This window comes from Comamonas guangdongensis (genome assembly GCF_041079535.1).
Classification (GTDB): Bacteria; Pseudomonadota; Gammaproteobacteria; order Burkholderiales; family Burkholderiaceae_C; genus Comamonas; species Comamonas guangdongensis.
The window spans coordinates 14,377-38,393 of record NZ_JBFYGN010000003.1; the positions used below are offsets into that span (position 1 = coordinate 14,377).

The 24,017-nt window shown below is 64.2% G+C and carries 14 protein-coding genes; 9 read left to right on the forward strand and 5 right to left on the reverse strand.

The window, feature by feature from the left end; genetic code table 11:
* The first annotated feature begins 5 nt into the window (after nucleotides 1–5).
* The gene (locus tag AB6724_RS03065) at nucleotides 6–1,520 is read left to right on the forward strand and encodes an alkaline phosphatase (protein ID WP_369337040.1); all 1,515 of its coding nucleotides are present in this window, start codon (nucleotides 6–8) and stop codon (nucleotides 1,518–1,520) included.
* A 103-nt stretch (nucleotides 1,521–1,623) separates the two neighbouring features.
* On the forward strand, nucleotides 1,624–2,430 hold the full coding sequence (locus tag AB6724_RS03070) for a hypothetical protein (protein WP_369337041.1): 807 nt from the start codon (nucleotides 1,624–1,626) through the stop codon (nucleotides 2,428–2,430).
* Between the two features lie 57 nt (nucleotides 2,431–2,487).
* Here the strand turns inward: AB6724_RS03070 and pgi are convergent, their stop codons facing one another.
* Both pgi and tal read right to left on the reverse strand, forming a co-directional pair.
* On the reverse strand, nucleotides 2,488–4,095 hold the full coding sequence (gene pgi, locus AB6724_RS03075; protein ID WP_369337042.1) for a glucose-6-phosphate isomerase: 1,608 nt from the start codon (nucleotides 4,093–4,095) through the stop codon (nucleotides 2,488–2,490).
* A 16-nt stretch (nucleotides 4,096–4,111) separates the two neighbouring features.
* Nucleotides 4,112–5,071, reverse strand: coding sequence for a transaldolase (tal, locus tag AB6724_RS03080; RefSeq protein ID WP_369337043.1), 960 nt, complete (start codon nucleotides 5,069–5,071; stop codon nucleotides 4,112–4,114).
* Between the two features lie 245 nt (nucleotides 5,072–5,316).
* Between tal and AB6724_RS03085 the strand changes: the two genes are divergently transcribed.
* Nucleotides 5,317–6,165: a MurR/RpiR family transcriptional regulator gene (locus AB6724_RS03085; protein ID WP_369337044.1), complete on the forward strand. Its 849-nt coding sequence runs from the start codon at nucleotides 5,317–5,319 to the stop codon at nucleotides 6,163–6,165.
* A 21-nt stretch (nucleotides 6,166–6,186) separates the two neighbouring features.
* Here AB6724_RS03085 and pcaF read toward each other — a convergent pair whose 3' ends face one another.
* The gene (gene pcaF / locus AB6724_RS03090) at nucleotides 6,187–7,395 is read right to left on the reverse strand and encodes a 3-oxoadipyl-CoA thiolase (RefSeq protein ID WP_369337261.1); all 1,209 of its coding nucleotides are present in this window, start codon (nucleotides 7,393–7,395) and stop codon (nucleotides 6,187–6,189) included.
* Nucleotides 7,396–7,567: 172 nt separating this feature from the next.
* Between pcaF and AB6724_RS03095 the strand changes: the two genes are divergently transcribed.
* From AB6724_RS03095 to AB6724_RS03105, 3 genes are all read left to right on the forward strand, one after another.
* Nucleotides 7,568–8,257 carry a transposase gene (locus tag AB6724_RS03095; RefSeq protein WP_369337045.1) on the forward strand — a complete coding sequence of 230 codons (690 nt, stop codon included), beginning with the start codon at nucleotides 7,568–7,570 and terminating at the stop codon, nucleotides 8,255–8,257.
* A gap of 201 nt (nucleotides 8,258–8,458) precedes the next feature.
* Nucleotides 8,459–13,195 carry a glutamate synthase-related protein gene (locus tag AB6724_RS03100; RefSeq protein ID WP_369337046.1) on the forward strand — a complete coding sequence of 1,579 codons (4,737 nt, stop codon included), beginning with the start codon at nucleotides 8,459–8,461 and terminating at the stop codon, nucleotides 13,193–13,195.
* Nucleotides 13,196–13,268: 73 nt separating this feature from the next.
* Complete coding sequence (locus AB6724_RS03105; protein ID WP_369337047.1) at nucleotides 13,269–14,744, forward strand: glutamate synthase subunit beta; 1,476 nt, start codon at nucleotides 13,269–13,271, stop codon at nucleotides 14,742–14,744.
* A 184-nt stretch (nucleotides 14,745–14,928) separates the two neighbouring features.
* On the opposite strand, the gene AB6724_RS03110 is transcribed toward AB6724_RS03105, so the two are convergent.
* Together AB6724_RS03110 and galE are read right to left on the reverse strand one after the other, a co-directional pair.
* A complete protein-coding gene (locus tag AB6724_RS03110) occupies nucleotides 14,929–15,366 on the reverse strand; it encodes a DUF3293 domain-containing protein (RefSeq protein WP_369337048.1) in 438 nt (145 codons plus the stop codon).
* 5 nt (nucleotides 15,367–15,371) lie between these two features.
* On the reverse strand, nucleotides 15,372–16,382 hold the full coding sequence (gene galE / locus AB6724_RS03115; protein ID WP_369337049.1) for a UDP-glucose 4-epimerase GalE: 1,011 nt from the start codon (nucleotides 16,380–16,382) through the stop codon (nucleotides 15,372–15,374).
* A gap of 450 nt (nucleotides 16,383–16,832) precedes the next feature.
* On the opposite strand from galE, the gene AB6724_RS03120 reads away from it, so the two are divergent.
* From AB6724_RS03120 to AB6724_RS03130, 3 genes are read left to right on the forward strand one after another with little or no spacing between them, the layout of a single operon-like run.
* The gene (locus AB6724_RS03120; protein WP_369337050.1) at nucleotides 16,833–19,643 is read left to right on the forward strand and encodes a bifunctional glycoside hydrolase/polysaccharide deacetylase family protein; all 2,811 of its coding nucleotides are present in this window, start codon (nucleotides 16,833–16,835) and stop codon (nucleotides 19,641–19,643) included.
* Nucleotides 19,609–23,445: a tetratricopeptide repeat protein gene (locus AB6724_RS03125; protein ID WP_369337051.1), complete on the forward strand. Its 3,837-nt coding sequence runs from the start codon at nucleotides 19,609–19,611 to the stop codon at nucleotides 23,443–23,445. Before AB6724_RS03120 ends, AB6724_RS03125 begins: the two co-directional genes overlap by 35 nt.
* Before the next feature lie 20 nt (nucleotides 23,446–23,465).
* Nucleotides 23,466–24,017 (forward strand): penicillin-binding protein activator LpoB, encoded by a 552-nt coding sequence (locus tag AB6724_RS03130; RefSeq protein WP_369337052.1) that lies wholly within the window; start codon nucleotides 23,466–23,468, stop codon nucleotides 24,015–24,017.

The following is a 24,017-nucleotide window of genomic DNA, read 5'->3' on the forward strand; positions in this document are numbered from 1 at the left end:
TCCAAATGCATTCGATTTTCCGCAAGACCTCCCTCGCTCTGGCCGCCTTCGCATCGCTGAGCATGCTGGCGCCCGCCGCCCACGCGGCCGGCGAGGCCAAGAACGTGATCTTCTTCCTGGGCGACGGCATGGGCCCGGTAACCGTCACGGCCGCTCGCATCTACAAGGGCGAGAAGCAGCTGGCAGCACAGCCCGGCTCGCTCAAGAGCAGCGAATACGCCAAGCTGCAGATGCAGTCCCTGCCCTATGCCGCGCGCATCAAGACCTTCTCGCTCGACGGCCAGACCACGGACAGCGCGCCCTCCATGTCGGCCTATATGACCGGCGTGAAGATGAACAACGAGGTCATCTCCATGTCGGCGGAGACCTCGGCCGTCGACGGCAGCGGCAAGCAGTACATCAGCGGCGAGGACACGACCTGCCCGCCCGGCAACGGCCGGCCCGCGCAGACCCTGCTGGAGCTCTCCAAGGCCCTGGGCCGCTCGGTAGGTGCGGTCTCGACGACGCGCGTCGGCCACGCTACGCCCGCCGCGACCTATGCCCATATCTGCAACCGCAACGGCTACAACACCATTGCCGAGCAGTCCGTGCCCGGCCACGCCAACTACAACCTCAAGCTTGGTGACGGCATCGATGTGCTCATGGGCGGCGGCCAGCGCAATTACTTTCCGAAGTCCACGGCCGGCAGCAAGCGTTCGGACGAGGTCAATCTGGTGGACATGATGAAGGCCAAGGGCTATTCGTTTGTGAGCAAGGGCAGCGAACTGGCCGCGCTCGACGCGACCAAGGCCGGCAAGCTGCTGGGCCTGTTCACGCAAAGCGAGATGTCCTATGAGCTGGACCGCGTCAAGCAAAACAAGGACGAACCCAGCCTGGCCGACATGACGACCAAGGCGCTGGATGTGCTGAGCGGCAACAACAAGGGCTTCTTCCTGATGGTGGAGGGCGGTCGCATCGACCACGCGCTGCACGGAACCAATGCCAAGCGCGCGCTCGAGGACACTCTGGCCTTCGACAAGGCCATAGAGAGCGCCATGGCCTATATGCAGAAAAAAGACCCGGGCCTGAAGAACACGCTGATCGTGGTCACCGCCGATCACGACCACAACATGGTGTTCAACGGCTACTCCAAGCTGGGCAACCCGATTCTGGGCAAGGTGGCCGACTATCAGAGCGGCAATCTGTCCAAGGACGCCAATGGCAAGCCCTACACCACACTGGTCTTCGGCAATGGCGGCCGCCCCAATGCCACGCCGTCCAGCCAGGTCAATGCCGAGGATGGCAACAAGCCCTGGATTGCACCGGCGCGCGGCGCAGCGCGCGACGACCTGACGGCCGTGGACACCACCGATGACAACTTCCTGCAGGAAGTGGGCATCAACCTGGGGACGCCCGGTTCCGAAACCCACGGCGGCGGCGACGTGATGCTGTTTGCCAGCGGCGCGGGCGCCAAGATCTTCAAGGGCACCATGGACAACACCAAGGTGTTCACCAAGGTCAGGGAAGCTGCGGGCCTGTAATTCCCATGATTTCGGTTGGCCTGAAGCCAACTGCAACCGGAGCCGTGGCGCTTGCGCCCGGCACCGGTTTTTGCGCATCTACTGTCTCCATCACCTGTCATCCATGAGTTCTTCTGCATTTCCTCTTCGTCCCCTGTCTGGCGCCTGGCTTGCCGCCGCCTGGCTGGCTTGCTCCCTGACGGCTTTGCCGGCCTTCGCGCAGACCGCCAGGCCCACGCCCGCCGCGAACCTGGTCAGCGCCAAGGCCAGCGATGTCCCGGCTCGCACCTCGGCTGCCGTGCAGGCCACGCCCGAGGCCGATCTGCGCATCACTTATGAGGCCATGAGTGTTGGCAGCGACGGCGTGCGGCGCAGCAGCATCTATACCAACCGTGTCTACCGCCGCAAGGGCCAGCTGTGGATTGAGCGCGAACTGCCCGCCGCGCTGCGCCAGAGCCAGGAGCATGGCCACGAGCACGAGAATGGCCCGCATGCGGGCCACGCGCACGACGAGGCACGCGCCGCGCCGCTGTCCGTGCGCCGCTCGGAGGATGGCAAGGTGGCGGTGGAGGTCGTGCTGGCCAAGCTGCGCCGCGTGATCTCGGTGGACCAGGCCCATCATGGCAATGTCGGCTATGGCGGCTCGTTCGAGAATGTTTACTGGATCGTGCCGCCCACGGCGCTGCAGGGCATGGAGCGCGTGGGCAAGCCCCAGGCCGGTGTGCAGCGCTACAAGGCCGTGGCCGGCGAGCAGACCACGGTGGTCGACTGGGACATCGCCAACCAGTTCGCGCGCCGTGTGGAGCGTGGCGATGCCCATGGCACCGAGCGCATTGTGGTCACGGCCACGCGGCTGCCGGGACCGCTGGCCCAGCCCTGGAAGCGGATCGAAGGCTATGACCGCGGCGATTACTCCGATCTGCTGGACTGATCACATAGTCGGAGTCTTGAAAGCTTGCCGGCCGCCTGTTTAGGCGCTTGGCCTGGTTCAGAAATTGCTATGGGCCAGGCGCTGCATCAGTCCCTGCGTCGAGGCATCGACTCCTTCCCAGTCCTGGCTGTCCTGGCGCTGATGCAACTGCTTGGCGAGTTTTTTGCCAAGCTCGACTCCCCACTGATCGAAGCTATTGATGTTCCAGATGGCGCCGGACACAAAAATCCGATGCTCATAGAGTGCGATCAAGGCCCCCAGCGAGGCCGGGTCTAGTCTTTGCAGCAGCAAAAAGCTGCTGGGGCGATTGCCGGGGCAGAACTTTTCTGCACCTTCGCCATCGCGCCCCACCATCAATGCCTGTGCCTGGGCGATGGCATTGACGACCAGACTCTGATGGTGTTCGCCCAGGTATTTGCCGCCATCGCGCAAAGCGATGAACTCCACGGGGATGATGTCCTGGCCCTGGTGCAGCATCTGGAAGAACGCATGCTGTCCGTTGGTGCCCGGCTCGCCCCAGATGATGGGAGCGGTGGGGACAGACAGAGGGAGCCCTTCGCGGGTGACGCTCTTGCCGTTGCTTTCCATCTCCAGCTGCTGCAGATAGGCCGCCAGACGGCGCAGGCCGTGGCTGTAGGGGGCTATGCAGCGGCTCGAGAACTGGCAGAAATCCCGATACCAGACATCCAGCAGGCCCAGGCGTACCGGCAGATTCTGCACCAATGGAGCCGTGAAAAAGTGGGCGTCCATCGCATGCGCTCCGTCGAGCATGGCCCTGAATTGCATGGGACCTATGGCAATGGCAATGGGCAGGCCTATTGCAGACCACAGGGAGAAGCGGCCGCCGACCCAGTCCCAGAATCCCAGAGTGCGCTGTATGCCGAACTGTGCCGCAGCCGCCTTGTTGGTGGTCAGCGCCACAAAATGCCGGTCTATGGAGCAGGCCTCGCTGGGGTCCTCGCTGCCGCCATGGTCGAGAAACCATTGCCGCGCCGAGCGGGCATTGAGCATGGTCTCGGCGGTGGTGAATGACTTGGAGGCAACCAGAAACAGCGTGCGCTCGGGCTTGATGCGGTGCAGCACATGGCCGAGCTCGTGCCCGTCGACATTGGAGACAAAGTGGAAATTCTTCCCCGTGTCTATCCAGTCCTCGAGCGCGTTGACCACCACCTCGGGCCCCAGATGCGAGCCGCCTATGCCGATGTTGACGATGTCGGTGATCTGCCGGTCATTCCTGACTGCGTCGGCCAGGGCCAGCATCTGGTTCAGTGTGTCATGAACCTCCTGCAGGGCAGTCTTCATATCAGGCTGCCAGGCTTGCAGCACTGGCGATGCCGCAAGCTGGCCTGCATCCAGGGGAGTGCGCAGCAGCCAGTGCATGACGCTGCGCTGTTCGGTGCTGTTGATGGCCGCGCCGGCCAGCATGGCATCCCGCTTGGCGGCCAGTTGGCTTTCATGCGCGAGTTGCTGCAGCAGCCGCTCCGTATCTGCCGTCCACAGGTTTTTGGATAGATCGGCAAACACATGAGGTGCCTGCATGCTCAAGGTTTCGAGGCGTTGCGGCTCCTGTGCAAAGGCTTGGCGCAGATCCAGCTGCCGGATCTGTGACTCGTGATGGGTTTGCAGGGTCTGCCAGGCAGGCAGTTCATGACAAAGAGCGGTCAAAAGAAATTCCAGTGGATCAGGCGGCTTGCTGCATCAGCAGTTCCAGCTTTTGCGTATCGGCGGCGAAGGCTCGAATACCCTCGGCCAGTTTTTCTGTGGCCATGGCGTCCTCGTTCAGTGCCAGCCGGAACGAGGCCTGGTCATACAGCAAACGTTCTAGGTTCTGAGCCTTGGCCGTTGCTGGAACCAGGGAGGGGGCCAGCGGCTTGGTCGAGTCGTCTTGGCCGGACAGCTGGGCCAGCAGCTCGGGCGCAATGGTAAGCAGGTCGCAGCCGGCCAGGGCCAGAACCTGGCCGGTGTTACGAAAGCTTGCACCCATGACCTCGGTGGCGATATCGAAGTGCTTGTAGTAGTTGTAGATCTTGCGCACGGAGCTGACGCCGGGGTCGTTGGCGCCGGCCATGGCTGCTTCGTCCCATTGCGCTCCGGCCTGCTTTTTGTACCAGTCGTAGATGCGGCCCACAAAAGGCGAAATCAGCTGGACCCTGGCCTGACCGCAGGCCACGGCCTGGCAGAAGGAGAACAGCAGGGTCAGATTGGTATGAATGCCGCGCTGCTCAAGAATACGGGCTGCTTCAATGCCCTCCCAGGTCGCGGCGATCTTGATGAGTACACGCTCGGTATGGATGCCGGCGGCCTGATAGAGCTCGATCAGGCGCTCGGCGCGGGTGACGGTCGCTTGCGTATCGAAGGACAGGCGTGCATCCACCTCCGTGGAGACGCGGCCGGGAATGAGGCTCAGAATCTCGCAGCCGAAACGCACGAGGATGCGGTCCATGATTTCGTCCAGCGCCCTGTCCTTGAATTGCGCCACGGTGGCGCGCATCAGCGGGGCATATTCGGGCTTTTGGACCGCCTTGAGAATCAGCGATGGATTGGTCGTGGCATCCTGGGGTTGAAACTGCGCCAGTTGATGAAAATCACCGGTGTCCGCGACCACGGTTGTGAATTGCTTGAGCGCCTCCAACTGATTCATGTCCGTCCTTTGATGTGTTTCAGGCTGGTGAGCAAGTGTAGGGCTTGGCGCGGCGGCTGAGAACGAGACAGGTCAACGCCGGGCATCGAGGTGCAGGAGAAAATCCGCTTGCACAGGCTGCGGCCATGGGATTTATTTGCAGAAATGCCGGCGTTTTGTTCCAGTCTTTTGTGCCGTGGGCCACTTCGGTCTTATGCTTGCCGGTTTGGCGTTTATTAACTGCTCCTGTCATAGCTGCTGACAATATGCTTGATCGCATCACGGCCTCTCTTCCATCTCTGGCGCCTGCAGAGCAGCGTGTTGCGCGTCTGGTATTGAGCGATCCAAGAGCTTTTGCGCATTTGCCGGTGCGTGAGCTGGCTCTGCGGGCTCATGTCAGCAAACCCACGGTGGTGCGCTTTTGCCGCAGCATGGGTTATGACGGGCTGGCGGACTTCAAGCTCAAGCTGGCCGGCAGCGTCAGCGAAGGCGTGCCCTTCATCCATCGCAGCGTGGATAGCGATGACAAGACCAGCGACGTCATGGTCAAGGTGGTGGACAACGCGGTTGCGGCTTTTTTGCAGTACCGCAATGCGGCCAGCACGGTGGCAATAGAGCAGGCCGCGCAGGCCATTGCCGCGACCTGGCAGACCGGCAAGCGCATAGAGTTTTATGGTGCCGGCAATTCGGGCATCGTGGCTCTGGATGCGCAGCACAAGTTTTTCCGCCTTGGCGTGACCAGTCTCGCCACCAGCGATGGCCATATGCAGGTCATGAGTGCCACCCTGCTGGGGCCTGGCGACTGTGTGGTGATCATCTCCAACTCCGGCCGCACACGTGACCTGATGGATGCTGCGGACATTGCGCGCAAGAACGGAGCGACCACGATTGCCATCACGGCCAGCGGCTCGCCGCTGGCTGCGGCATGCCAGGTCCACCTGGCCGCCGATCACCCCGAAGGCTACGACCGTTACAGCCCCATGGTGTCGCGCCTGCTGCATTTACTCATCATCGATGTGCTGGCCACCTGCGTGGCCTTGCGCATAGGGCCGGCTCTGCAGCCGGCGTTGGAGCAGATGAAGAATAATTTGAGGGCCAAACGCTACACGGGCTGACGGCTCTCAAATTTCCGAGCTTCAAACCTTTTCGAGAATCACGGCAATGCCCTGACCCACGCCTATGCACATGGTGCAAAGTGCGTAGCGGTCGCCCAGCGCATGCAGCTGGTTCACGGCCGTGGTGGCCAGGCGCGCGCCCGAGGCTCCCAGAGGGTGACCCAGAGCGATGGCGCCGCCCCACTGGTTGACGCGTGGATCGTCGTTACGCAAGCCCAGGTCGCGCAGCACGGCCAGGCCCTGGGCGGCGAAGGCCTCATTGAGCTCGATCACATCCAGCTGTGCCAGGCTCAGGCCCGTCAGTTCCAGCACCTTGCGCGTGGCCGGCGCCGGGCCCATGCCCATGATGCGCGGGGCAACGCCGGCGACGGCCATGCCCACGATGCGGGCCCTTGGCGTGAGCCCGTATTGCCGCGCGGCGGCCTCATTGGCCAGGAGTAGTGCGCAACTGCCGTCATTCACGCCCGAGGCATTGCCCGCAGTGACCGTGCCGCCATCGCGCACCACGCCCTTGAGCTTGCCCAGGGCTTCGAGCGTGGTCGCACGTGGATGCTCGTCCTGGCTCACGACGAGGACGTCGCCTTTCTTCTGGGCGATATGGACCGGGGTGATTTCGCGGCCCAGATGTCCTGCGGCAATGGCGGCCGCGGCTTTTTGCTGGCTGGCATGGGCCATGCGGTCCTGGGCTTCGCGCTCGATCCCGAAGTCGTCGACGACGTTCTCGGCCGTTTCCGGCATGGAGTCCACGCCGTATTGCTGTTTCATCAGCCGGTTGACGAAGCGCCAGCCAATCGTGGTGTCGTAGACGGCGTTGTTGCGGCTGAAGGCGGAGTCGGCCTTGGGCATGACAAACGGCGCGCGGCTCATGGATTCCACGCCACCGGCAATCATCAATCCGGCCTCGCCGCTCTTGATGGCGCGGGCCGCCGTGCCCACGGCATCCAGGCCCGAGCCGCAGAGACGATTGAGGGTGGCACCTGGGACATCCAGGGGCAGACCGGCCAGCAGCGAGGCCATATGGGCCACGTTGCGGTTGTCCTCGCCGGCCTGATTGGCGCAGCCGTAGAGCACATCGCTGACGGCCGCCCAGTCCACGCCGGGATTGCGGGCCATCAAGGCCTTGAGGGGAATGGCGGCCAGGTCGTCGGTGCGCACGCCGGCCAGGACGCCACCGTAGCAGCCAAACGGGGTGCGGATGGCATCGCAGATGAAAGCTTGTGCAGTAGATATGGGGTCGCCGTATGGGCCGGGGTCGTGGCGCGGCCTGCTGGTCAGGGATGCTGCAGTCTAGGCGGCGGTCACTTCCTGTCAGCGCACCATGGTGACAGCCGGTGCTGCTGTGCAACAGCGGGGTTCCGCGCTTGATAATGGGGAGTCTTTCTGTCTGCGCACTTCCGTACCCATGGCACGCCTTCCTCGACTGACCCTGGCAAACATGCCGCACCACATCATCCAGCGGGGCAACAACGGTGCGGAGATCTTCGTGGACGCCCAGGACCGGCAGCAGATGCTGGACCTGCTGCGCGAGATGGCCAGGCGCTTCGATGTGGATGTGCACGCCTATGTGCTCATGCCCAACCACTTTCATCTGCTGCTGACACCCCATTCCGATCAGGGCCTGCCGCAGTTCATGCAGGCTGTGGGGCGCAGCTATGTGCGCTACTTCAACAACCGCCATGGCCGCAGCGGCACGCTGTGGGAAGGCCGCTATCGCGGGACCGTGCTGCAGGCCGAGGACTGGCTGGTGCCGACCATGGTCTCCATGGACCTGAATCCCGTGCGGGCAGGACTGGTGCAAAAGCCTGGGGACTGGTCCTGGTCCAGCTATGCGGCCAATGCGGGTTTGCGCAACGACGCGCTGATCATGCCGCACACCTTGTTCTGGGCGCTGGGAAACACGCCGTTTGCGCGCGATGCGGCCTATGTGGCAGCGGTTGAAGCGGGCCTCGGCAGCTATGTCCAGGAGCGCATCAGCCATGCGGCGCTGCGTGGCTGGGCCCTGGGGGACGAGGCCTTTATAGAAAAATTGCAACAAAAGACCAAGCGTCGCATCACGCGCCAGCGCGCCGGCAGGCCGCCAAAAGCCGTCTAAGGCTTGTCACGCACCTGTCTTGAAATTTTCTAATCATTTGAATTTGTTGGACATTTTCTTTTTTATTAATATGTCCCTAATTAAATTCCAATGGAATTTATTGGTTTTTATTTAGAATCCGACCCTAATTAAAATTTATTGCATAAGGTTATGTGCTGTCGTACTCTTACGGTCCCTGCGATAAAAACCTAAGGATTCCCCATGACGACGGCTGCAGAGATTCAACATCTCCAGGACCACGGTCTGTACTCCAAGAACAATGAACACGACGCCTGCGGTCTGGGCTTTGTCGCCCATATCAAGGGCGTCAAGCGCCATGACATCGTGCAGGGTGCGCTCAAGATTCTGGAGAACATCGACCACCGTGGTGCCGTGGGTGCAGACAAGCTCATGGGTGACGGCGCAGGCATATTGATCCAGATCCCCGACCAGCTCTACCGCGAAGAGATGGCCAAGCAGGGCGTGGAGCTGCCACCTGCCGGCGAATACGGCGTGGGCATGATCTTCCTGCCCAAGGAGCATGCATCCCGCCTGGCCTGCGAGCAGGAGATGGAGCGCGCCATCAAGGCCGAAGGCCAGGTGCTGCTGGGCTGGCGCGATGTGCCCGTGAACCGCGACATGCCCATGTCGCCCACGGTGCAGGAGAAGGAACCCATACTGCGCCAGGTCTTCATCGGCCGCGGCACCGACGTGATCGTGCAGGACGCGCTGGAGCGCAAGCTGTATGTGATCCGCAAGACGGCCAGCGCCGCCATCCAGAACCTCAAGCTCAAGCACAGCAAGGAATACTACGTTCCCAGCATGAGCAGCCGCACCGTGGTCTACAAGGGTCTGCTGCTGGCCGACCAGGTGGGCGTGTACTACAAGGACCTGTCCGACGAGCGCTGCGTCTCGGCCATCGGCCTGGTGCACCAGCGTTTCTCGACCAACACCTTCCCCGAGTGGCCCCTGGCCCACCCCTACCGCTATGTGGCCCACAACGGTGAGATCAACACCGTGCGCGGCAACTACAACTGGATGCTGGCGCGCGAAGGCGTGATGGCTTCGCCCGTGCTGGGTGAAGACCTGCAAAAGCTCTATCCCATCAGCTTTGCCGGCCAGTCCGACACCGCCACCTTCGACAACTGCCTGGAACTGCTGACCATGGCCGGCTACCCGATCAGCCAGGCCGTGATGATGATGATTCCCGAGCCCTGGGAGCAGCATGAGGCCATGGACGAGCGCCGCCGCGCCTTCTATGAATACCATGCGGCCATGATCGAGCCCTGGGACGGCCCGGCCTCCATCGTCTTCACCGACGGCCGCCAGATCGGCGCCACGCTGGACCGCAACGGCCTGCGCCCCTCGCGCTACTGCATCACCGACGACGATCTGGTCATCCTGGCTTCCGAGGCCGGCGTGCTGCCCGTGCCCGATAGCAAGATCGTGCGTAAATGGCGCCTGCAGCCCGGCAAGATGCTGCTGATCGACCTGGAGCAAGGTCGCATGATCGAGGACGAGGAGCTCAAGGCCAACGTCGTCAACACCAAGCCCTACAAGCAGTGGATCGAGAACCTGCGTATCAAGCTCGACGAGGTGGAAATCCCCGCCGACTTCAAGGCGCCGGCGACCAAGGCCGAGCTGTCCCTGCTGGACCGCCAGCAGGCCTTCGGCTTCACCCAGGAAGACATCAAGTTCCTGCTGACTCCCATGGCGGAGAAGGGCGAGGAAGGCATAGGCTCCATGGGCAACGACAGCCCGCTGGCCGTGCTCTCCGACAAGAACAAGCCGCTGTACAACTACTTCCGCCAGATGTTCGCCCAGGTGACGAACCCGCCCATCGACCCGATCCGCGAAGCGATCGTGATGTCGCTGGTGTCGTTCGTGGGCCCCAAGCCCAATCTGCTGGACATCAACCAGGTCAACCCGCCCATGCGCCTGGAGCTGCAGCAGCCCGTGCTGGACTTCGAAGGCATGGCCAAGCTGCGCGATATCGAAAAGCATACGCACGGCAAGTTCAAGAGCGCGACCATCGACATCACCTACCCGCTGTCCTGGGGCAAGCAGGGCGTGGAAGCCAAGCTGGCTTCGCTGTGCGCCCATGCCGTGGACGAGATCAAGGGCGGTGCCAACATCCTGATCATCAGCGATCGCGGCATGAGCGCCACGCAGGTGGCCATCCCCGCGCTGCTGGCGCTGTCGGCCATCCACCAGCATCTGGTGCGTGAAGGCCTGCGCACCACGGCCGGCCTGGTGGTGGAAACCGGCACGGCCCGCGAAGTGCACCACTTCGCCGTGCTGGCCGGCTATGGCGCGGAGGCCGTGCATCCCTATCTGGCGATGGAAACCCTGGTCGACATCTTCGGCCGCGAAGGGGCGCCCATCTCCGCCGACAAGGCCATCTACCACTATGTGAAGGCCATCGGCAAGGGTCTGTCCAAGATCATGTCCAAGATGGGCGTGTCCACCTATATGTCGTACTGCGGCGCCCAGCTCTTCGAGGCCGTGGGCCTGAACAGCGACACCGTGGACAAGTACTTCACGGGCACGGCCAGCCGCGTCGAAGGCATAGGCGTGTTCGAGATCGCCGAGGAGACCATCCGCAACCACGAGGCCGCCTTCAGCGACGATCCCGTGCTGGCCGATATGCTGGATGCCGGCGGCGAATACGCCTGGCGTGCACGCGGCGAAGAGCATATGTGGACGCCCGACGTGATCGCCAAGCTGCAGCACTCCACGCGTGCCAACAACTTCAGCACCTACAAGGAATACGCGCAGCTGATCAACGATCAGAGCAAGCGCCATATGACGCTGCGCGGCCTGTTCGAGTTCAAGTTCGATCCCGCCAAGGCGATTCCCGTGGACCAGGTCGAGTCGGCCAAGGAAATCGTGAAGCGCTTTGCCACGGGTGCCATGTCGCTGGGCTCGATCTCCACCGAAGCCCATGCCACGCTGGCCGTGGCCATGAACCGCATCGGCGGCAAGAGCAACACCGGCGAAGGCGGCGAGGACCCCAAGCGCTATCGCAACGAGCTCAAGGGCATCCCCATCAGCAAGGGCGAAACCCTGGCCTCCATCATCGGCGCCGACAAGGTCGAGTCCGATATCGAGCTGCTGGACGGCGACTCGCTGCGCTCCAAGATCAAGCAGGTCGCGTCCGGTCGTTTCGGCGTGACTGCCGAATACCTGGCTTCCTCGGACCAGATCCAGATCAAGATGGCTCAGGGTGCCAAGCCCGGCGAAGGCGGCCAGCTGCCCGGCGGCAAGGTCTCCGACTACATCGGCGCACTGCGTCACTCGGTGCCGGGTGTGGGCCTGATTTCGCCTCCTCCCCACCACGACATCTACTCGATCGAAGACTTGGCACAGCTGATCCACGATCTGAAGAACGTGGCTCCGCACGCCAGCATCAGCACCAAGCTGGTGTCCGAAGTCGGTGTGGGCACGATTGCCGCGGGCGTGACCAAGTGCAAGAGCGATCACCTGGTGATCGCCGGCCATGACGGCGGTACCGGTGCCTCGCCCTGGTCCTCCATCAAGCATGCGGGCGGCCCCTGGGAAATCGGCCTGGCCGAGACCCAGCAGACCCTGGTGCTCAACCGTCTGCGCGGCCGTGTGCGCGTGCAGGCCGACGGCCAGATGAAGACCGGCCGCGACGTGGTCATCGGTGCCCTGCTGGGGGCCGACGAGTTCGGTTTCGCCACGGCGCCGCTGGTGGTCGAAGGCTGCATCATGATGCGCAAGTGCCACCTCAACACCTGCCCCGTGGGCGTGGCCACGCAAGACCCCGTGCTGCGTGCCAAGTTCACGGGCAAGCCCGAGCATGTGGTGAACTACTTCTTCTTCATCGCCGAAGAAGTGCGCCAGATCATGGCCCAGCTGGGTATCGCCAAGTTCGACGACCTGATCGGTCGCTCCGACCTGCTCGACACCCGCAAGGGCATTGCCCACTGGAAGGCCCAGGGCCTGGATTTCAGCCGTCTGTTCGCCCAGCCCGAAGTGCCGGCCGAAGTGGCGCGCTACCACGTCGAGTCCCAGGACCACCTGCTGGACAAGGCGCTGGACGTCAAGCTTATCGAGCGCTGCCAGCCCGCGATCCAGCATGGCGAACGCGTGCGCATCATGGAAGTGGCGCGCAACGTCAACCGTTCCGTGGGGGCCATGCTCTCGGGTGCCGTGACCAAGGCCCATGCCGAAGGTCTGCCCGACGACACCATCCGCATCCACTTCGAAGGCACGGGCGGCCAGTCCTTCGGCGCCTTCCTGTGCAAGGGCATCACGCTGAACCTGACCGGCGAAGCCAATGACTACACGGGTAAGGGCCTGTCCGGCGGCCGCGTGGTGGTGCATCCCAGCCATGAATTCCGCGGCAACAGCGTGAGCAACACCATCGTCGGCAACACCGTGATGTTCGGCGCCACCAGCGGCGAAGCCTTCTTCTCCGGCGTGGCCGGCGAGCGCTTTGCCGTGCGTCTGTCGGGCGCCACGGCCGTGGTCGAAGGCGTGGGCGACCACGGCTGCGAATACATGACCGGCGGCACCGTGGTCGTGCTGGGCAAGACGGGCCGCAACTTCGCGGCCGGCATGAGCGGCGGCGTGGCCTATGTCTACGACGAAGACGGCAAGTTTGCCGAGCGCTGCAACACCGCTTCGGTGAAGCTGGAGAAGGTGCTGCCGCACGACGAGTTCGTCTCGCGCGTCGATCCCGGCATCTGGCACCGCGGCCAGAGCGACGATCAGCAGCTGCGCAATCTGGTGGAAGCGCACAGCCGCTGGACCGGCTCCAAGCGCGCCCGTGACCTGCTGGACAACTGGGCTGCGGCACGCGCCAAGTTCGTCAAGGTGTTCCCGACCGAGTACCAGCGTGCGCTCGGCGAGATCTATGAACGCAAGCAAAAGGAAAAGCAAGCTGTGAAAGCGCCAGCAGCTCCTCAAAGAGAAGCAGTGGCGGCCAAGTAAACAGGCCTGAAAGCGGTGGCGGCCAGTCCGCCGCCGCACTACCAGCGAACACAGACTTCAAGGAATACAGATCATGGGAAAGACCACCGGCTTTTTGGAATACGAACGCGTCGAGGAAGGCTATGCGCCGGTTGCAGAGCGCCTCAAGCACTACAAGGAATTCGTGATCGGCCTGACGACGGAGCAGGCCAAGGTGCAGGCTGCACGTTGCATGGATTGCGGCACACCGTTTTGCAACAACGGCTGCCCGGTCAACAACATCATTCCGGATTTCAACGACCTCGTGTACCGCGGCGACTGGAAGAACGCGATTGCCACGCTGCACAGCACCAACAACTTCCCCGAGTTCACGGGCCGCATCTGCCCCGCACCCTGCGAAGCGGCCTGCGTGGCCAACATCAACATCGAACCCATAGGCATCAAGTCCATCGAGCACGCCATCATCGACCGCGCCTGGGAAGAGGGCTGGGTCAAGCCCCTGCTGCCCAAGCACCAGACCGGCAAGAAGGTGGCCGTGGTCGGTGCCGGCCCTGCGGGCATGGCGGCGGCCCAGCAACTGGTGCGTGCCGGCCATGACGTGACCCTGTTCGAGAAGAACGACCGCGTCGGCGGCCTGCTGCGCTACGGCATCCCCGACTTCAAGCTGGACAAGGCCCTGATCGACCGCCGCGCCGAGCAGCTCGTGGCCGAAGGCCTGAAGATCCGCACCGGCGTGCTGATCGCCGGCAAGGACGGCCTGGGCAAGGACTCCAAGGTTACCAACTGGGCCAAGGAAACCATCAGCCCCGAACAGCTCAAGGCCGAGTTCGACGCCGTGCTGCTGACCGGCGGCTCCGAGCAGTCGCGCGACCTGCCCGTGCCGGGCCGCGATCTCGAAGGCGTGCACTTTGCCATGGAGTTCCTGCCCCAGCAGAACAAGATCAATGCCGGCGACAAGCTCAAGGGCCAGATCCGTGCCGACGGCAAGCATGTGATCGTCATCGGCGGCGGCGATACGGGCTCCGACTGCGTGGGCACCTCCAACCGCCACGGCGCCAAGAGCGTGACCCAGTTCGAGGTCATGCCCATGCCGCCCGAGCAGGAGAACAAGCCCCTGGTCTGGCCTTACTGGCCGATCAAGCTGCGCACCTCGTCCAGCCATGACGAAGGCGTGGTGCGCGAGTTCGCGATTTCCACCAAGGAGTTCGTGGGCGAAAAGGGCAAGGTCAAGAGCCTGCGCACCGTCGAGGTCAAGCCCCACGATGGCAAGCTGGTGGAAGTGGAGGGGACCGAAAAGGTCTGGCCCGCCGATCTGGTGCTGCTGGCCATGGGTTTTGTGCATCCCGTCGCCACTGTGCTCGAGGCCTTTGGCGTGGACAAGGACGCCCGCGGCAATGCCAAGGCCACGACCGAGTTCACGGGCGGCTATGCGACCAATGTGGAAAAGGTGTTTGCGGCCGGCGACATCCGCCGCGGCCAGTCGTTGGTGGTCTGGGCCATCCGCGAAGGCCGCCAGGCCGCACGCGCGGTGGACGAGTTCCTGATGGGCGCCAGCGAGCTGCCGCGTTGAGTCAAGGCCTCTCCAAGGTTTTTCATAGGCGCCCCAGGGGCGCCTTTTTTATGGCCGAACTGATTGGTGGCTGAGCTGATTTGCAGCTGAACTGATAGCAGTCTGCGCCTGATGAATTAGGGTTTGAGTCTGATTCGACTGTCATCTTCAGAGCAGGCGTGCGCAAACTGCTATCAATAAAGCTTTATCTCAGCCACAGCAGCTGGGGTACGGCATCGGCGCCACACCAGAGCACGGCGTTCTGCTGCCATTGCTCGCCCCAGACCCGGGCCGTGGGGGCGTCCATGCCCCAGATCAGCACACTGGCTTCACCGGGCCACTGGCCTTGCGGGTCCTGGCCCAGGCCTTCGGAAAATGTCCATCCGCCGGTGAGCAGCGCCTGGCGCAGTTGCTGCATGCGCACGGCGTTGTCCGCCTCGGACAGCAACTCGCCCCAGGGATTGCAGGCCGTGAGAAAGCTGGCGCACTCCACCCCATGCGCGGCATAGAGGGTGAGCAGCAGGGGCTGGCGTCTGCCGACCTGCAGCCGCCAGTCGCCAGCCGGTCCGTTCCGGCCCTGCACGCGATATTCTGCGCGGCGGTAGGCCTGCTGCAATGACGCGGGAAGCTGCGTGTTCTGCATGGCCGTCAGACGCCGCGCGCGGCGGCCGAGCTCTGCCAGCGCCAGGCGTCCTCGCACATGCGATCCACATCCAGCTCGGCCTTCCAGCCCAGCAATTGCTCGGCCAGGGAGGGATCGGCCCAGCATTGCGCCACATCGCCAGGGCGGCGCGCCACGATCTGGTAGGGAACGGCTTTGCCGCTGGCGCGCTCGAAGGCGCGCACCATCTCCAGCACCGAGACGGGGCGGCCCGTGCCCAGGTTCACGGTCAGCAACCGGGGGTTCCGACGCAGGTAGCGCAGTGCCGCGAGGTGGCCGCGTGCCAGATCGGTCACGTGGATGTAGTCGCGCACGCCGGTGCCGTCGGGCGTGGGGTAGTCGTCGCCATAGATGCTGAGCCGCTCGCGCAGGCCTACGGCCACCTGGGAGGCATAGGGCATGAGGTTGTTGGGAATGTCGCGCGGATCCTCGCCGATCAGCCCGCTGGCATGGGCCCCCACGGGGTTGAAGTAGCGCAGCCGGGCCAGGCGCCACAGGCCGGGCTCGGAGTGGGCCAGGTCGGCCAGCATTTCCTCCATCCACAGCTTGCTGCGGCCATAGGGGTTGGTGGCAGAGAGCGGGAAGTCCTCGCGTATGGGCAGGCTGGCCGGATCGCCATAGACGGTGGCCGAGGAGGAGAACACCAGGCTGCGCACCTCGGCCTTCTGCATGGCCTGCAGCAGCGCCACCGTGCCGCCCACATTGTTCTCGTAATAGCGCAGCGGCTGGGACACCGATTCCCCCACGGCCTTGAGCGCTGCGAAGTGGATCACCTCCTTGATCGGGTACTCGGCGAATACCCGCTCGAGTGCTGCGCGGTCGCGCACATCGCCCTCCACATGCAGCGGGCGCTGGCCCGTGATGCGGGCCATGCGCTCCAGCACATCGGGGCTGCTGTTGCTGAAATTGTCGTAGATCAGATACGGCTCGCCGGCCGCAGACAGTTCCACGCAGGTATGCGAGCCGATAAAGCCGGCGCCGCCTGTAATCAGAATCATGGGGACCTCTTGCTGGTGGTTTTACCTGGGTGATAGCGCCATCACTTGGCGAATTCAAAATACATCCAACCCCGGACCTGCAATAAGTCGCAAGCGCGGCCGTGCAGATGGCGCTGCAGCGACTCGAGGTGGTTTGCCGACACCAAGCGCGCATTTTGCCTCTGGCAAGTTGGGCTGTTGCGGCTGTCGGCAAGCTCGGGCCGCATCTGCGGCGCAGGGCAAAGCGGCGGCCCGTGCAGGGCCTGGCCACGGCGGACTTCTTTGTAGGCCTTTGCTTACATCTTTCGACTTAGGCATTTTTCAGGTTTTTTAGTGGGTATTTGGCAACGTATTTACGCAAAATACGGCGAGTAAATCTATACGTTATAAAGTTTTTAACAATTCAAATTCGATCATTAATTTATGATAACTATCAATTAACGTGTAAACCATAGTTTCAAGGGTCTGGTCGTGAATGCTTTTCTGCGAAGTTGCGTGTTCTGCTGCGCCTTGCTGTATGGCTGGTGCAGCCAGGCTGCGGAGCCGGCAGTTGCCGTCTACTACGGGGCCAAGGCTTCGCTGAGCGAACTCAGTCTTTACGACATCGCCGTCGTCGAGCCCGACCATGGCTACGACCCGCGGCGTTTTCGCGCGCAGGCGCCCGGCAGCGAGCTCTATGCCTATGCCTCGGTGGCCGAAGTGCTGCCGGAGCGGGCCTATTTCAAGAAGCTGCCGGCCGAATGGAAGATGGCGCGTAACGGAGCCTGGCGTTCCATCGTGATCGACCAGACCCCCGCTCAGTGGCCGGAGTTCTTTGCCCAGCAGGTCATCGCTCCGCTCTGGGACAAGGGCTTCAGAGGTTTTTTCCTGGACACGCTGGATTCCTACCGCCTGGCCGAGCACTTCGACGAGGCGGCGCAGCAGGACGGCCTGGTCCGCGTCATCGAGACCTTGCATAGCCGCTTTCCCGGCATCAAGCTGATCCTGAACCGTGGCTTCGAGATCGTGCCGCGGGTGCGCGACAAGATACAGATGGTGGCGGCGGAGTCGTTGTATCGAGGCTGGGACGCCAATCTCAAGCGCTATGTGGAAATTCCGGCCAAGGACCGCGAATGGCTGCTGCAGCAGCTGCAGACCATACGCGAGCGCGACAAGCTGCCGGTGCTGGCCATCGACTACGTGGCCCCGCATGACCGTGACACCACGCGTGCAACCGCACAGCGCATTGCGCAGCTGGGCATCATTGCCTGGGTGAGCGATGCCGGCCTGCAGACCCTGGGCGTGGGTCGGGTCGAGGCCGTGGCGCGCCGGATTCTGGTGCTCTACAACGGCGCGGACGATCCTGCGCTCGATTACGCATCGGCCCATCGTTTCCTCGAGATGCCCATCAACTACATGGGCTATATGGTCGACTATGCCGATGTGCGCTCGGCACTGCCCACCGACGTGGGGCGGGATCGCTACGCGGGTGTGGTGAGCTGGTTTGGCGGCGCCATTCCCGACACGCGCTTCAAGGATGTGCGCAGCTGGATGGTGCGCCAGGTCCAGCAGGGCATGCCGCTGCTGATGATGGAGGCGCCCGGCGTGTCCCTGGACCGCACGCTCGCGACCACGCTGGGCGTGCGCGGCATGGAAACCGTGCCGGCCTTTCCGCTGAAGAAGGCCGAGCAGGCGGCTCCCATGGGGTTCGAGACCGAGCCCGGACTGCCGGCCCATGACTATTCGGGCTGGCTGCTGACGTCGCAGCTGCAGCAGCAAAGCCGGCAACTGCTTTCCTTTGACGATGCCAGGGGCCGGCGCTTCGTCTCCGCGGCCATCACCCCCTGGGGCGGCTTTGTGATGACGCCCTATGTGTTGACGGACGTGCCGGGCACGGAGCAGTCGCGCTGGGTGGTCGATCCTTTCGCCCTGCTCAAGCAGGCATTGCGGCTCAGCGACATTCCGGTCCCCGACGTGACCACCGAGAACGGCCGCCGCCTGCTGCTGGCCCATGTGGATGGAGACGGTTTCCCGTCCAAGGCCGAAGCGCCCGGCGCCCCCTTCGCCGGCGAGATGCTGCGCCGCGAGATCCTTGAGCGCTACCGCATCCCGCACACGGTGTCCGTGATCGAGGCCGAGGTCTCGCCCAAGGGCCTGTACCCGCAGTGGTCCGATCAGCTCGAGGGCATTGCCAAGCGCATCTTCGCCATGCCGTATGTGGAGATCGCCAGCCACTCCTATTCGCATCCCTACCTCTGGGACCGCTCCGTAAGCCATGGCTTGTTTGCCGAAAGCAAGGAGGCCAGCCTGAACCTCAACATTCCCGGCTATGAAATGGATCTGCGCCGCGAGATCGTGGGCTCGGTCGACTACATCAGCCAGCGCCTGGCTCCCGCGGGCAAGCCGGTCAAGGTGTTTCTGTGGACCGGCGATACGGCGCCCGGCGCCGATGCGCTGGCCATCTCCGATGCCGCGGGCCTGCTGAACATGAATGGCGGAGATACCTCGATCACGCGCAGCAATCCGTCCATCACCGAGGTCAAGAGCTGGGGCATACACAAGGGCGGGCATCTGCAGATCTATGCGCCCGTCACCAACGAGAACATCTATACCAATCTGTGGCACGGTCCGTTCTACGGCTTCGAGCGCGTCATCGAAACCTTCGAGATGACCGATGCGCCGCGACGCCTCAAGGCCGTGGACATCTATTACCACTCCTACTCGGCCAGCAAGCAGGCCAGCCTCAAGGCCTTGCACAAGGCCTATCAATGGGCGCTGAGCCACAAGCTGCACCCGATCTACGGCTCGGAATACATACGCAAGGTCGAGGATTTCTACGAGTTCGCCATCGGCCGGGACGGCGAGGGCTGGCGACTGCGCGGTCCCGGGCAGCTGCGCACGCTGCGCCTGCCGCCGGGTCTGGGCACGCCTGTCGTGGCCGAAAGCACGGGCGTTGCCGGCTATGTGCCGGGAGTGGACGGCAGCTATCTGCACCTGGCCAGCGGCGCGGCCCGGATGGTGGCGCGCGCAGAGGCCGTGCCAGCCGCATCTATTCCCTATCTGGTGGATGCCAACGCCCGTCTCAAGGACTGGCAGACCCAGGCCGACGGCAGCCTGCGCTTCACGCTGGAAGGCCATGTGCCGCTGGAGCTGCGCATGTATCTGCCTCCCGGCTGCTCGCTGAGCTCAGCCACTGCCAGCTCCTCCATCAGCGCGGTTTCCGCTGCGGACCGCTCTGCCATCCGTTCCTTCAGAAGTGCTAACCACAGTGCCCAACTCCAAGCGCAATGCCGTGCGCTCTGAGCGCCCGACCACGGTTCCTCCCTGGCTGATCGCACTGCTGGCAGTGCTGATCGGCGGAGCCTTGTGGATGCTGTTCCCCAAGCAGGCGCTGGAGCGCCGGCTCGCCGATACGGCGGACGACTCCGAGCTGTCGCTCAACTATCTGAGCAATCTGCTCAAGAGCGACCCGGGCAACGAACGCCTGCAGGGCTTGCTCAAAGCCAAGCAGCAGCGGCTGGAAGCCATGCGACAGACCGCGGAGGAGGCGCGCAAGCAGGCCTTGCCCAGCGCCGCGGCCCAGGCCTGGGATCGTTGGCAGACGCTGTATCAGCGCTATCTGGAGGCCAAACAGCAGGGCCATGGATCAGCCGGCCAGGCCAAGCAGCTGGCGCCCGCAGCGATCCAGGCGCTCAAGGCCGTGCCGCGCAACGAACTGAGCCAGGAGCAATCCCTTTATCTGGCCTCTTCGGCGCTGGTGCTGAACGATGAGCCGCAGGCCCTCGAAATCTACGAGGAGCTGGTCCGCAAACAGGTTTCTCCCGCCCGGAAGGCGCGGGTGTACGAGGCCGCGGCACGCCAGACGCTGGGGCTGTCCATGTACCAGCAGTCCTCCCGGTTGTGGCGCGAGGCCAGCGCCGCGGCGCAGGAGGTGCAGCAATCGCGCGACTATATGTGGCAGGCTTTGCAGGTGCTGCAGGCCGGCAACCGCAGCAAGGATGCGCTGGCTCTGGCGCGCGAGCAGCAGGAGCTGCTGGGCGGCGATCCCGAGACGCTGCGCCGGCTGATCGGCCTGGCGCGCGCGGCCGGCGATACGGCCGAGGCCGAGCGCTATGCCAAGCAGCTGCTCAAGCTGTCGCTGCTGCAGCAATGGCAGGCCACGGCCGTGGCCGATATGGGCAGTGGGGCCGACGATGGCGCCTGGGCGCTGCGCCCCGTGCTCTGGAATGCGCCGGGCTGGACGCTGGTGCACACGGCCGCCCCGGCCAAGAGCCAGGCGCCCGGACTGCCGTTCGACGACAAGACTTATGAGCTGGGCTACCAGGTATTCCTCGAGAACCGCAATCTCGAGGATGCCTGGCGCGTGGCCGCGGCCGCCGTGCACCAGGCCCCGGGCAATATGGTGTGGCGCGAGCGTCTGGCCCAGGTGGCCGAGTGGAGCGGGCGCCAGCAGATGGCCCTCGACAACTGGCTGGCCATTGCCCAGGCCACGCAGCGCGAGGCCGCCTGGCAGTCCGTGATGCGGCTGGCGCCTGGCCTGTTCGACGACCGCGCGTTGGTGGCAGGCATCAAGCATGAGCTGGGCCGTCGCCCCGGCGATGCGGCGCTGCAGCTGGCGCTGGTGCAGGCCTACGAGCGCCAGGCCGAACCGCAGCCGGCGATCGACTATTTGCAAGCCCATGGGAGCACGCCGCAGGCGCAGATTCTGCTGGCGCAGCTGGCCGAGCGCGCAGGCCAGCCCGCGGTGGCGCTCAAGGCCTGGAAACGTCTGCTCAGCGATCCGGCGCAGCGCGCTCCGGCCAATGTCATGCCGGCAGCGGTGCTGGCATTTCTGCAAGGTGAGCGGGAGCTTGGCCTGGGCTGGCTGGACGATGCCCAGGCGCGGGTGCCGGCCGGTATGGGGGGCGAAGCCGAGGCCGAATACTGGCGCCTGCTGGGCGACATGGCGCAGAAACAGCAGCATGAAGCCCTGGCACTGGGGGCCTTCAGGCGTTTGCTGGAGATGCCGGATGCCACGGGGCGCGATTTCGACGAGGTCATCAACCTGCTGATGCGCAGCAATCGCGGCGAGGCGGCTCAGGTGTCGCTGCGCGCCTGGCAGCAGTTCCACGATCCGCGCCACCTGTCCCAGGCGCTCTATATGCTGGAAGACCTGGGCGAGTGGAGCCATGCGGGTCGGCAGATCGATCCGGCCCTGGCCGATCCCAAGACGGCAGGTTTGCTGCTGCAGCAGCCGGCCTTTCTACATGCTGCAGCGCTTTACTACCAGCATGTGGGCCAGGGGAAGAAAGCCCTGGAGCTGCTGCAAAAAGGCCTGGCTCTGGACAGCGGCTCGACCCTGATGCGCCAGTCGCTGCTGTGGCTGCTGATAGACACGCAAAATGCCGCGTTGCTCGCACCCTTGCTGGCCCAGGCCGAGCCGACCTGGGCCCAGGACCCGGAGATGCACGATGCGCTGGCGGCCGCCTATATGGCGCTGTCCCGCCCGGCCGTGGCCCTGCAGCGCTATTTGCGTCCCCATCTGCAGGAGAACGGTGACGATTTCCTGTGGATGATGAGCTATGCCGATGCGCTGGAGCAGAACCAGCAGGTCGATCTGGCCTGGCGGCTGCGGCGCGAGCTGTGGCTCAAGCAAGCCCGCCAGACGCTGGATGCAGGGGCAGGCAGCGCCCGAGGCGGCAAGCTGCGTCGCTGGCTGAGTCCCGAGGACCTGGACGCGGTGCAGCGCCAGGCCCGCAACCGGCTGATGCTTTCGCAAGCGCATGGCGATGACGAGCTGGCCCTGCTGCGCGAGCTCATGCGCATGGATCACGAGGCGGGCCGCGAGCTCTCTGCGGCGGCCGTGGAGCTGGCCATTGCCTGGCTGCAGGACAAGGGCGAGTACTCGACCGAGCGGGGCTATCTGTGGCAGCAGTACGCGCTCGGCCGCAGCAAGCGCGCGAATCGGCCGCTGTGGGCCGAAATCACCGTGGCCCTGGCCGAAAAGGATCATGCCCAGGTCGGCCAGCTGCTGGAGCAATACGATGCCAGCCTGTCACGCTACGACCGCATCAATGCCGCAGCCCTGACGGGCGACGGCCGGCTGGCGCAGTCGGCGGCCTTCGAGACGCAGCACGACCAGCCCGACGACGACAGCCTGCATCTCGCTCTCACCGAGCAGCTGCTGGCCTTCAGCGACCATGCAGGCCTGCAGCTGCACAGCCGGCGGCTGGACGGCATAGACGAGAGGGCGCAGCGCCTGAGCTGGCATCTGGCGCTGAACCCGCGCTGGGCTCTGGACATCGATGCCGATCACACGCGCCGCAGCTTGAACGGCCGCGGTTTCGTGGCGGCTCCCTCGTCCGAGCATGGCGTGGGCCTGCGCCTGACGCGCAAGACTCAGGGGTCGAGCAGCGAGTTCATGCTGGGGCAGCGCCAGAGCCTGGACAGCTATATGCCCATGCAGATCTCGCACACCCAGACCCTGGACAGCCGCCTGAGCCTGCAGGCCTCGCTGGGCCGTAATCTGCCGACGCAGGAAACGCTGCCCATGCGCATGGGCGGGATGAAGGATCGCGCGGCCCTGGGGGCGACCTATAGGCTGTCGCGGCTGGACGAGCTCAGCCTGGAGTACGCCCATGAGCGCTTCCACGTGCAGACCGGTGCGCGCGTGGGCCTGGGCAACCAGACCACGCTGCAATACACCCATAGCTATCGCAGCGAAGCGCCCATGCTCCAGTTCGGTGCCTTCACCTCCTGGCACCGCTACAGCCGCAACAACCCCGAGGGGCTGAACGGCCGGGATGCCGCGGTGCTGCGCTATCTGCCGCCGGGCAATGACGCCGGCATCGACTATCTGCTGCCCGGCAATTTCCGTTTCTCGGGGGTGCAGGTCTCGACCAATATGCCTTATGCGCAGGAGTACTCGCGCGCGCTGCGGCCGTTCGCCAGCCTGGCGCTGACCCACCACAGCATCAACGGCGCGGGTTACGACCTGAGCTTTGGTCTGGCCACCAGTGTGCTGGGGGCGGATCACCTGCTGCTGGGCCTGAATTTCTCCAAATCGGGGGTTAACACCACCGGCACCACCCGTGAGTTGCAACTCGCCTACCGCCTCCATTACTGATGACTTCAAGGAGCACTCCCATGACTCACCGCATTTTTTCCGCCTCCCGCATCCGCCTGCTCGCGGGCGCAGCCCTGCTGGCGCTGCTCGCAGCATGTTCCACGCTGGACCAGGGCCAGTCCCCGGCCCTGGAGAAGAACGCCAGCTGGGCGGTGCTGCCGTTCGAGAACCACACGGAAACGCCCATGGCCGGCAGCCGGGCCGAAAGCATTGCCACGGCCTTGTTGAGCAGCCGCGGCATAGGTTCCGTCAAGCGCTATACGGGCGAGGCCCAGCAGGAGACGCTCTTCGACGGCCGCGACGCCAAGCGTCGCGAAGATGCGCTGGCCTGGGCACGAAGCGAGGGCGTGCGCTATGCCTTGCTGGGGGCGGTCGACGAATGGCGCTACAAGGTCGGCGTGGACGGCGAACCTGCCGTCGGCGTGGCGCTGGAAATCGTCGATGTGGACAGCGGCGCGACCGTCTGGAGCGGTGCCGGCGGCCAAAGCGGATGGAGCCGCGAGGCCCTGTCGGCCGTCGGGCAGAAGCTGATTCGCAAACTGCTGGGCACGGGTCTGGCCGGCACCCGATAA

Bases quoted from the DNA above. Each gene is read 5' to 3' on its own strand.
- AB6724_RS03065 (WP_369337040.1), top strand. From the start codon at position 6: ATGCATTCGATTTTCCGCAAGACCTCCCTCGCTCTGGCCGCCTTCGCA.
- AB6724_RS03070 (WP_369337041.1), top strand. From the start codon at position 1,624: ATGAGTTCTTCTGCATTTCCTCTTCGTCCCCTGTCTGGCGCCTGGCTT.
- tal (WP_369337043.1), bottom strand. From the start codon at position 5,071: ATGAATCAGTTGGAGGCGCTCAAGCAATTCACAACCGTGGTCGCGGAC.
- AB6724_RS03085 (WP_369337044.1), top strand. From the start codon at position 5,317: ATGCTTGATCGCATCACGGCCTCTCTTCCATCTCTGGCGCCTGCAGAG.
- AB6724_RS03095 (WP_369337045.1), top strand. From the start codon at position 7,568: ATGGCACGCCTTCCTCGACTGACCCTGGCAAACATGCCGCACCACATC.
- AB6724_RS03100 (WP_369337046.1), top strand. From the start codon at position 8,459: ATGACGACGGCTGCAGAGATTCAACATCTCCAGGACCACGGTCTGTAC.
- AB6724_RS03105 (WP_369337047.1), top strand. From the start codon at position 13,269: ATGGGAAAGACCACCGGCTTTTTGGAATACGAACGCGTCGAGGAAGGC.
- AB6724_RS03110 (WP_369337048.1), bottom strand. From the start codon at position 15,366: ATGCAGAACACGCAGCTTCCCGCGTCATTGCAGCAGGCCTACCGCCGC.
- galE (WP_369337049.1), bottom strand. From the start codon at position 16,382: ATGATTCTGATTACAGGCGGCGCCGGCTTTATCGGCTCGCATACCTGC.
- AB6724_RS03130 (WP_369337052.1), top strand. From the start codon at position 23,466: ATGACTCACCGCATTTTTTCCGCCTCCCGCATCCGCCTGCTCGCGGGC.